At 44.4% G+C, this 9215-nt stretch carries 8 protein-coding genes; all 8 read left to right on the plus strand.

Annotation, left to right across the window (positions count from 1 at the left end):
* Positions 1 to 153 precede the first annotated feature (153 nt).
* The 8 genes from prfC to deoD all read left to right on the plus strand — a co-directional run bounded on the left by prfC (position 154) and on the right by deoD (position 9061).
* Positions 154 to 1734, plus strand: coding sequence for a peptide chain release factor 3 (prfC, locus tag AACW75_RS03345; protein WP_145564048.1), 1581 nt, complete (start codon positions 154 to 156; stop codon positions 1732 to 1734).
* Positions 1735 to 1833: 99 nt separating this feature from the next.
* Positions 1834 to 2001, plus strand: a complete 168-nt coding sequence (locus AACW75_RS03350) for a DUF5363 family protein (protein WP_237297597.1) — start codon at positions 1834 to 1836, stop codon at positions 1999 to 2001.
* Positions 1982 to 2794, plus strand: coding sequence for a TatD family hydrolase (locus AACW75_RS03355; RefSeq protein WP_050546187.1), 813 nt, complete (start codon positions 1982 to 1984; stop codon positions 2792 to 2794). Before AACW75_RS03350 ends, AACW75_RS03355 begins: the two co-directional genes overlap by 20 nt.
* Before the next feature lie 204 nt (positions 2795 to 2998).
* On the plus strand, positions 2999 to 4261 hold the full coding sequence (locus AACW75_RS03360; protein ID WP_017072754.1) for a NupC/NupG family nucleoside CNT transporter: 1263 nt from the start codon (positions 2999 to 3001) through the stop codon (positions 4259 to 4261).
* 520 nt (positions 4262 to 4781) lie between these two features.
* Positions 4782 to 5558 carry a deoxyribose-phosphate aldolase gene (gene deoC / locus AACW75_RS03365; RefSeq protein ID WP_145564052.1) on the plus strand — a complete coding sequence of 259 codons (777 nt, stop codon included), beginning with the start codon at positions 4782 to 4784 and terminating at the stop codon, positions 5556 to 5558.
* A gap of 93 nt (positions 5559 to 5651) precedes the next feature.
* Positions 5652 to 6980, plus strand: a complete 1329-nt coding sequence (deoA, locus tag AACW75_RS03370; RefSeq protein ID WP_145572333.1) for a thymidine phosphorylase — start codon at positions 5652 to 5654, stop codon at positions 6978 to 6980.
* A gap of 77 nt (positions 6981 to 7057) precedes the next feature.
* Positions 7058 to 8278: a phosphopentomutase gene (locus AACW75_RS03375; protein ID WP_102552230.1), complete on the plus strand. Its 1221-nt coding sequence runs from the start codon at positions 7058 to 7060 to the stop codon at positions 8276 to 8278.
* 63 nt (positions 8279 to 8341) lie between these two features.
* Positions 8342 to 9061 carry a purine-nucleoside phosphorylase gene (gene deoD, locus AACW75_RS03380; RefSeq protein ID WP_029224726.1) on the plus strand — a complete coding sequence of 240 codons (720 nt, stop codon included), beginning with the start codon at positions 8342 to 8344 and terminating at the stop codon, positions 9059 to 9061.
* Positions 9062 to 9215 lie beyond the last annotated feature (154 nt).

A 9215-nucleotide genomic window follows, 5' to 3' on the forward strand; every position in this document is an offset into this window, starting at 1 on the left:
ACCCTAGATAGCTAACCACAGAATCAGCGATGAAATTGGGTGTAAACTGACCCTTTAGAAAGTGACACGCTTTCTGTATAATCCGCACACAGAATTCAAGGGCAAGTATTATCTACTTGCCCTTTTTACGCTTTAGATCAGCAAAGGGCGACTATGTCTTTCCAACAAGAAGTGAGCAAACGTAGAACGTTTGCGATTATCTCTCACCCGGATGCGGGTAAAACCACGATTACTGAAAAAGTTCTTTTATTCGGAAACGCGATTCAAAAAGCGGGTACCGTAAAAGGCCGTGGCTCTAACCAGCACGCTAAATCTGACTGGATGGAGATGGAAAAAGAACGTGGTATCTCGGTAACTACGTCGGTAATGCAATTTCCATACAATGACTGCCTAGTAAACCTACTAGATACTCCTGGACACGAAGATTTCTCGGAAGATACGTACCGTACACTAACAGCTGTTGACTCTTGTTTGATGGTTATCGATGCTGCGAAAGGTGTCGAAGATCGTACTCGTAAACTGATGGAAGTAACGCGCCTACGTGATACGCCAATCGTCACGTTTATGAACAAACTTGACCGTGATGTTCGTGACCCAATGGAAGTACTGGATGAAGTGGAAAGCGAGCTAGGTATGGCTTGTGCTCCAATCTCTTGGCCTATCGGTTGTGGTAAAGAGTTTAAAGGTGTTTACCATATTCACCGTGATGAAACGATCTTGTATGAATCTGGCCACGGCCATGAGATCCAAGAAGTTCGCATCATCAAAGGTCTAGATAACCCTGAACTAGACGAAGCTGTTGGCGAAGATCTGGCGAGCAGTGTTCGTGAAGAGCTTGAATTGGTTATCGGCGCATGCCCTGAGTTTGACCGCGAACTGTTCCTGGCTGGCGAGTTGACTCCGGTTTACTTCGGTACTGCATTAGGTAACTTCGGTGTTGACCATATGCTTGACGGCCTAACTCGATGGGCTCCTGAACCTCAAACGCGTCAAGCAAATGAGCGTGATGTTGAAGCAATGGAAGAGAAGTTCTCTGGGTTCGTATTTAAGATTCAAGCTAACATGGATCCTAAACACCGTGACCGTATCGCATTCATGCGTATCGTTTCAGGTACTTATGACCAAGGTATGAAGATGAACCATGTTCGTACTGGTAAGAACGTTAGTATTTCTGATGCGGTAACCTTCATGGCGGGTGACCGTTCTCGCGCAGAGAAAGCGTATGCTGGTGACATTATCGGCCTGCATAACCACGGCACTATTCAGATTGGCGATACCTTCACACAAGGCGAAAGCTTGAAGTTCGCGGGTATTCCAAACTTCGCGCCTGAACTATTTCGTCGTATTCGTCTACGTGATCCACTGAAGCAAAAGCAACTTCTAAAAGGATTGGTTCAGCTTTCTGAAGAGGGCGCGGTTCAAGTATTCCGTCCTTTGCAAAATAACGATCTGATCGTTGGCGCTGTGGGTGTACTTCAGTTTGATGTGGTTGTAGCGCGCTTGAAAGCGGAATACAACGTTGAAGCGATTTACGAAGGTGTGAACGTTGCAACAGCACGTTGGGTTGAATGTGATGACGCTAAGAAACTAGAAGAGTTCAAACGTAAGAGCCAAGCTAACCTAGCGTTAGATGGTGGTGATAACCTGTCTTACATTGCACCAACAATGGTGAATTTGAACCTAGCTTCTGAACGTTTCCCTGAAGTTCAATTCCGAGCGACGCGCGAACACTAATTCTTCCGCGCTCTATTCGAGTTAAACAAAAACGTCTATTGTTCTGCAATAGGCGTTTTTTAATGCGTTTTATTTGAAGATTGAAGGTTGAGAGAGAGTATGTTGGCTTGGATAAAAGCTTGGATTAAGAAATACGATAAGTGGTGTGAGGAGCTTGGTTTAACACCTGAAAACAAGCGCAGTTGCGTGGTGTATCGCCGTGATCCTCAAGAACAAGAACAAGAACAAGAAATAGAGAGTAGGGAAGATGACACAGCAAATAAGTGACTTTCCGCTGTTTGATACTCATTGCCATGCGGATTTTGAGGCTTTTGAGCAAGGTTTTACACCGGATCAAAGTATTGATAGCTATCTTAAAGAAGCGAAACAAGCTCAAGTCGAGAAGATTCTTATTCCTTCTACTGGTCAAAGTAACTGGAGGAAGCTTGATGAAATCGCTCAATCTTACCCTAATGTTTATTACGCCTTAGGTTTCCATCCTTACTTTTTAGAGCAAGCTAATGACGAGCAATTTTCAGAATTTCGCCAATTACTCTCTTCAAGAACGAGCCAATGTGTTGCGATAGGAGAGTGTGGTCTCGACTTTTTTGTTGATGTCGATTGGGAGAAACAAACGCGCTTTTTTATCCAACAGATGGAGCTTGCTAAGGAATTTGAGCTGCCTTTGATCATCCATGAGAGGAAGTCTTACAACCGACTCATTGAACTATTGAAGCTGCATAAATTCACTTTTGGTGGGGTGATTCATGGCTTTTCTGGAAGTGAACAGCAAGCTTTTGAATGGATCAAGCTCGGTTTCTATATTGGGGTGGGTGGAACGATAACTTACCCTAGAGCACAAAAAACACGCAAAACCATCGCTAAACTTCCCCTTGAATGCTTGGTGTTGGAAACCGATGCACCGGATATGCCCATGCATGGAAAACAAGGAAATGTTAATCATTCCAAATATTTAGTTACGATATTAAATGAACTTTTTTTGATTAGAAAAGAGACAAAGCAATCGGTTGCAGCGCAAATTTGGCAGAATAGCCATCTCGCATTCGGTATATGTGAATAAAATCGAAGGTTTTTGTTTATCGTTTGCGTAAATTGCATTGGTCGTGTGATTTGGCTCACATTTGCGTGTGAATGGTACATGAATCTTGTACGAAAGTGTGAGGACGGCATTACTTTATTAGTGGTCGCATGAGTATAATTGCCTCCGCTTTATAGCCCCATTTTGTAACACGCCAATAAATAACTAATAAGGAAGTCATAAACTATGAGCCTGTTTATGAGCCTCGTCGGAATGGTTGCACTGATTGCAATCGCAGTACTACTATCCGACAACCGCAAAGCAATTAATATCAGAACAGTGGCTGGCGCTTTCGCTATCCAATTCGCACTTGGTGCATTCGTACTTTACATCCCTTGGGGTCGTGATCTACTTGCAGGTTTCTCTGCTGGTGTAGCAAACGTGATCGACTACGGTAAAGATGGTACTGGCTTCCTATTCGGTAGCCTTGTTAACTTCTCAGTTGACGGTATCGGTTTCATCTTTGCATTCCAAGTTCTACCAACACTAATCTTCTTCTCTGCTCTTATCTCTGTACTTTACTACATTGGTGCGATGCAGGTTGTAATCAAGGTTCTTGGTGGTGGTCTTCAGAAAGCTCTAGGTACTTCTCGCGCCGAGTCTATGTCTGCAGCAGCAAACATCTTCGTTGGTCAAACGGAAGCTCCTCTAGTTGTTCGTCCATTTGTTCCTAAAATGACTAACTCTGAACTATTCGCAGTAATGTGTGGTGGTTTGGCATCTGTTGCTGGTGGTGTACTAGCGGGTTACGCATCTATGGGTGTACCTCTAGAGTACCTAGTAGCAGCGTCATTCATGGCAGCACCTGGTGGTCTACTATTCGCTAAAATCATCAAGCCTGAAACTGATGAAGTTGACGAGAACCTAGGTTCTGACATCGACGGTGGCGACGACAAGCCTGCTAACGTTATCGATGCAGCTGCTGGCGGTGCGTCTGTTGGTCTACAACTAGCACTTAACGTAGGTGCAATGCTACTAGCATTCATCGGTCTAATCGCTCTTATCAACGGTATCCTAGGTGGCATCGGTGGTTGGTTCGGTATGGAAAACCTAACTCTAGAACTTCTTCTAGGTTGGATCTTCGCACCGTTAGCATTCATCATTGGTGTGCCATGGGAAGAAGCAACTATTGCTGGTTCTTTCATTGGTCAGAAGACAGTTGTTAACGAATTCGTTGCATACTTAAACTTCGTACCATACATCGGTGACAACGCTCAAATCGTTGAAGCGACTGGTCAAGTAATGTCTGTTAAGACTCAAGCAATTATCTCGTTCGCTCTATGTGGTTTCGCAAACCTTTCTTCAATTGCGATTCTTCTAGGTGGTCTAGGTGGTATTGCTCCAAACCGTCGTCACGACATCGCACGTATGGGTGTTAAAGCGGTTGTAGCTGGTACTCTATCTAACCTGATGGCAGCAACAATTGCTGGCTTCTTCCTGTCTTTCTAATTAGTTAGACATCGATATATAGACGCCATAATAATATCGCCCCGTAGCAAGAAATTGCTGCGGGGCTTTTTTGTTTTTAGGCCCAGTGTTTTTTGCATGAGCTGAGCATGTGCTTAAGTTCAATGATGGGTCTAGAATGTTTTTTTGAGATACAAACCGTTTGCGTTCTAAGGAGCACTACAATTTATAGATGGATACCTATAATGTATAAGCTTAAGGGATAGGATGTCTCTTGTTGGCAAGAAAGTAACCGCGAGCTCGACTCGAACGTTATTCTTCTGGGATTAAGCCAAACTTAGCGATACGCTATAGATGTTAGACACAACATGACTGATTTGTTGTGCCATAGACCAAACTGGTACTGTGCGGTGACAAGGATTGCAATTGATAGCGAAAGTTATCAAGTCTTCAGGGAACCAAGTCCGTTCATTTGTGACTACTGAGCATTACTAAAATATCCATCTATACTGGATGGAGGGCGAAGTAGTTAACTATTTGAATATATTGATCGGAGATAGAAATGAGCGATTTAAAAGCAGCAGCTCTACGTGCACTTAAACTTATGGACCTAACTACGCTAAATGACGACGATACTACTGAAAAAGTAGTGGCGCTTTGTCACGACGCGAAGACTGCAGTAGGCAACACCGCTGCAATCTGTATTTACCCTCGCTTTATCCCAGCAGCTAAGAAAGCGTTGCGTGAGCAAGGTACTCCAGAAGTACGCATTGCGACTGTAACTAACTTCCCTCATGGTAATGACGACATCGAAATTGCTGTTGCAGAAACTAAAGCAGCAGTTGCGTACGGCGCAGACGAAGTTGACGTAGTATTCCCATACCGTGCTCTTATTGCTGGCAACGAAGAGGTTGGCTTTGAGTTAGTGAAACAATGTAAAGCCGCTTGTGGTGACATCACACTTAAAGTGATCATCGAAACAGGTGAGCTAAAAGAAGAAGCACTTATCAAGAAAGCTTCTCAAATCTGTATCGAAGCTGGTGCAAACTTCATCAAAACTTCAACAGGTAAAGTGCCAGTAAACGCGACTCCTGAGTACGCACGCATGATGCTTGAAGTTATTCGTGACATGGGCGTAGCTAAAACAGTTGGCTTCAAGCCTGCTGGTGGTGTTCGTACCGCTGAAGACGCTCAAGCTTACCTAGCAATGGCTGATGAGCTACTAGGCGCTGAGTGGGCAGACAACATGCACTACCGTTTTGGTGCTTCAAGCCTACTAACGAACCTTCTTAATACATTAGAAGTGACAGACGAAACTGCAGATCCTACTGCGTATTAATCCTTAAAAAAGTCTGTTTGATGGAGTGGTATTAACCACTCCATATTACCTCTTTCCCTACAAACCATACTCACTAGAGTTTGGGAGGCACTAATGTATCTACCTCAAGAAATTATTCGCAGAAAACGTGATGGCGAAATCCTAACGACTGAAGAAATTAACTTCTTCATCCAAGGTGTGGCTAAAAATACGGTTTCTGAAGGCCAAATTGCCGCATTTGCAATGGCTATCTTTTTTAATGAAATGACCATGCCAGAACGTATTGCGCTAACTTGTGCAATGCGTGATTCAGGCATGGTGATTGACTGGAGCCACATGAACTTTGATGGCCCAATCGTTGATAAACATTCTACTGGTGGTGTTGGTGACGTAACTTCTCTGATGCTTGGCCCTATGGTGGCAGCATGTGGCGGTTTCGTTCCAATGATCTCTGGTCGTGGCTTAGGCCATACTGGTGGTACGCTAGATAAACTTGAATCTATCCCTGGTTACAATATTACACCTACCAATGATGTGTTTGGTGACGTGACCAAAGATGCAGGCGTAGCGATCATCGGCCAAACGGGTGATCTAGCGCCTGCTGATAAGCGTGTTTACGCAACTCGTGATATCACAGCAACAGTAGACAACATCTCACTAATCACTGCTTCAATCCTATCTAAGAAATTGGCTGCTGGCCTTGATTCTCTAGTGATGGATGTAAAAGTAGGTTCTGGCGCATTCATGCCGACGTATGAAGCATCTGAAGAGCTAGCAAAATCTATCGTGGCTGTAGCTAATGGTGCAGGTACTAAAACAACGGCAATCCTAACGGATATGAACCAAGTATTGGCTTCTTCAGCGGGTAACGCAGTTGAAGTTCGCGAAGCAGTTCAGTTCTTAACGGGTGAATACCGCAACCCACGCTTGTTAGAGATCACTTTAGCATCGTGTGCTGAAATGTTGGTATTGGGTAACCTTGCAAAAGATTCTGACGAAGCGCGTGAAAAACTGATGGCTGTACTGGATAACGGTAAAGCTGCGGAGTGTTTCGGTAAGATGGTTGCAGGCCTTGGTGGTCCAGTAGACTTCGTAACAAACTACGATAACTACCTAGAAAAATCAGAAATTGTTAAACCAGTGTACGCACTAGAACACGGTGTGGTATCAGCAATGGATACTCGTGCAATTGGTATGGCTGTCGTTGGTATGGGCGGTGGTCGTCGCGTAGCAACTGACAGTATTGATTACGCAGTCGGTTTTGATCACTTCATTCGCCTTGGCGAAGTAGCAAGTGATGCTAAACCATTAGCAATGATTCATGCTCGCAATGAACAACAGTGGCAAGAAGCTGCGACGGCATTACAAAATGCAATCACTGTGGGCGGAGAATATACAGCAACGCCGGATGTTTACCGTCAGATTCGTTCTGAAGACGTGTAAATAACAAGATATCGGTATACCTCGTGTATACCGATAAACAGAGTTCTGGTGCAAAGAGCAATTAGTTGGTGAAGAAAATGAAAAGAGCATTTATTTTAGTTTTAGATTCATTCGGTATCGGTGAAACAGCAGATGCTGATACATTTGGCGATGTAGGTTCGGATACAATGGGTCACATTGCTGACCATTGTGATCAAGGCCTTGCAGACAACGCGGACCGTAAAGGTCCACTAACGCTGCCAAACCTGTCTAAGCTAGGTTTAGCTATGGCTCACAAAGAGTCTACAGGTCGCTTTGCTCCTGGTATGGATGCAGATGCTGAGATCATTGGCGCTTACGGTCACGCTGCTGAGTTGTCTTCTGGTAAAGACACACCATCAGGTCACTGGGAAATCGCAGGTGTACCGGTACTGTTTGACTGGGGCTACTTCACCGACAAAGAGAACAGCTTTCCAAAAGAACTGACTGACCGCATCCTTGAGCGTGCCGGTCTATCTGATTTCTTAGGTAACTGCCACTCATCGGGTACAGAAATCCTAGATAATCTAGGTGAAGAACATATGAAGACTGGCTTGCCAATCTTCTATACTTCTGCAGACTCTGTTTTTCAGATCGCTTGTCATGAAGAGACATTCGGCCTACAAAATCTATTAGACCTTTGTCAGATTGCTCGTGAAGAGCTAGCTGACTACAACATAGGTCGTGTTATCGCTCGTCCGTTTATTGGTGCCGGTAAAGGTCAATTCGAACGTACTGGTAACCGTCGTGACCTTTCTGTTGAGCCGCCAGCGGCGACTGTTCTTCAAAAATTAGTGGATGAGAAGGGCGGTAACGTTCACTCAATCGGTAAGATCTCTGATATCTATGCAGGTTGTGGTATCACTCAGAAAACGAAAGCAACAGGTATTCCTGCGCTATTTGAAGCAACCAAAGAAGCGATCAATGAAGCAGGCGACAACACAATCGTGTTCACTAACTTCGTTGATTTCGACTCAGCTTACGGCCACCGTCGTGATGTTGCCGGTTACGCAGCTGCGCTTGAGTACTTCGACGGTCGTATCAATGAAATCATCGATATGATGAAAGAAGATGACGTGCTTATCCTGACTGCAGACCACGGTTGTGACCCAACATGGCCAGGTTCAGACCATACTCGTGAGCATATCCCTGTGATTGTTTACGGTAGCAAGGTTCCTGCAGGCTCTCTAGGCCGCCGTGATACGTTCGCTGATATCGGTCAAAGCTTAGCGTCATACTTTGGCACATCGCCAATGGGACACGGTACAAGCTTTCTATAATAGTTAACGAAGAGATAGGGAAACCTCTCTCTTCTTTTTTGTTTGAGATTAAGGATATTTTCAATGGCTACTCCACATATTAATGCTGAAATGGGTGATTTCGCTGACGTAGTTCTAATGCCTGGCGATCCGCTACGTGCTAAATACATCGCTGAAACCTTCTTAGAAGACGTGGTTCAGGTGTGCGACGTTCGCAACATGTTTGGTTACACGGGTACTTACAAAGGTCGTAAGGTTTCTGTAATGGGACACGGTATGGGCATTCCATCTTGTTCTATTTACGCGACTGAGTTGATCAAAGACTTTGGTGTTAAAAAGATCATTCGTGTAGGTAGCTGTGGTGCAGTGAGTGAAGATATCAAAGTTCGTGATGTCGTTATCGGTATGGGGGCGTGTACGGATTCAAAAGTGAACCGTATTCGCTTTAAAGGCCATGACTTCGCCGCAATCGCAGATTACAAAATGGTACGCGCTGCTGAAGATGCAGCTAAAGCTCGTGGTGTCGACGTTAAAGTCGGTAATCTATTCTCAGCTGAACTGTTCTACACGCCAGATCCTGAAATGTTCGACGTAATGGATAAGTACGGCATTGTTGGCGTAGAGATGGAAGCGGCAGGTATCTATGGTGTGTGTGCTGAATATGGCGCAAAAGCTCTGACTATTTGTACTGTTTCTGATCACATCAAAACAGGCGATCAAACCACATCAGATGAACGTCAAACGACTTTTAACGACATGATGGTAATTGCCTTAGATTCTGTTCTTCTTGGTGATCAAGAGTAATCATTATTCTATAGCTCGATAAGCTAACATGTCTCGTCCTAAAATACGTTGACAGTATTTCTAATAAGTCAACAGCGTCAGCTGTTGGCTTTTTTCATGCACCTCATTTGGAGTTTTCATTCTGAGACTAAGGTGCGGCCTCATGTTGTTATAG

The sequence above is a fragment of the Vibrio sp. L3-7 genome (assembly GCF_963898195.1).
Lineage (GTDB): Bacteria > Pseudomonadota > Gammaproteobacteria > Enterobacterales > Vibrionaceae > Vibrio > Vibrio echinoideorum.

Coding starts and splice junctions, on each gene's coding strand:
- prfC (WP_145564048.1), top strand. CDS start 154: ATGTCTTTCCAACAAGAAGTGAGCAAACGTAGAACGTTTGCGATTATC.
- AACW75_RS03350 (WP_237297597.1), top strand. CDS start 1,834: ATGTTGGCTTGGATAAAAGCTTGGATTAAGAAATACGATAAGTGGTGT.
- AACW75_RS03355 (WP_050546187.1), top strand. CDS start 1,982: ATGACACAGCAAATAAGTGACTTTCCGCTGTTTGATACTCATTGCCAT.
- AACW75_RS03360 (WP_017072754.1), top strand. CDS start 2,999: ATGAGCCTGTTTATGAGCCTCGTCGGAATGGTTGCACTGATTGCAATC.
- deoC (WP_145564052.1), top strand. CDS start 4,782: ATGAGCGATTTAAAAGCAGCAGCTCTACGTGCACTTAAACTTATGGAC.
- deoA (WP_145572333.1), top strand. CDS start 5,652: ATGTATCTACCTCAAGAAATTATTCGCAGAAAACGTGATGGCGAAATC.
- AACW75_RS03375 (WP_102552230.1), top strand. CDS start 7,058: ATGAAAAGAGCATTTATTTTAGTTTTAGATTCATTCGGTATCGGTGAA.
- deoD (WP_029224726.1), top strand. CDS start 8,342: ATGGCTACTCCACATATTAATGCTGAAATGGGTGATTTCGCTGACGTA.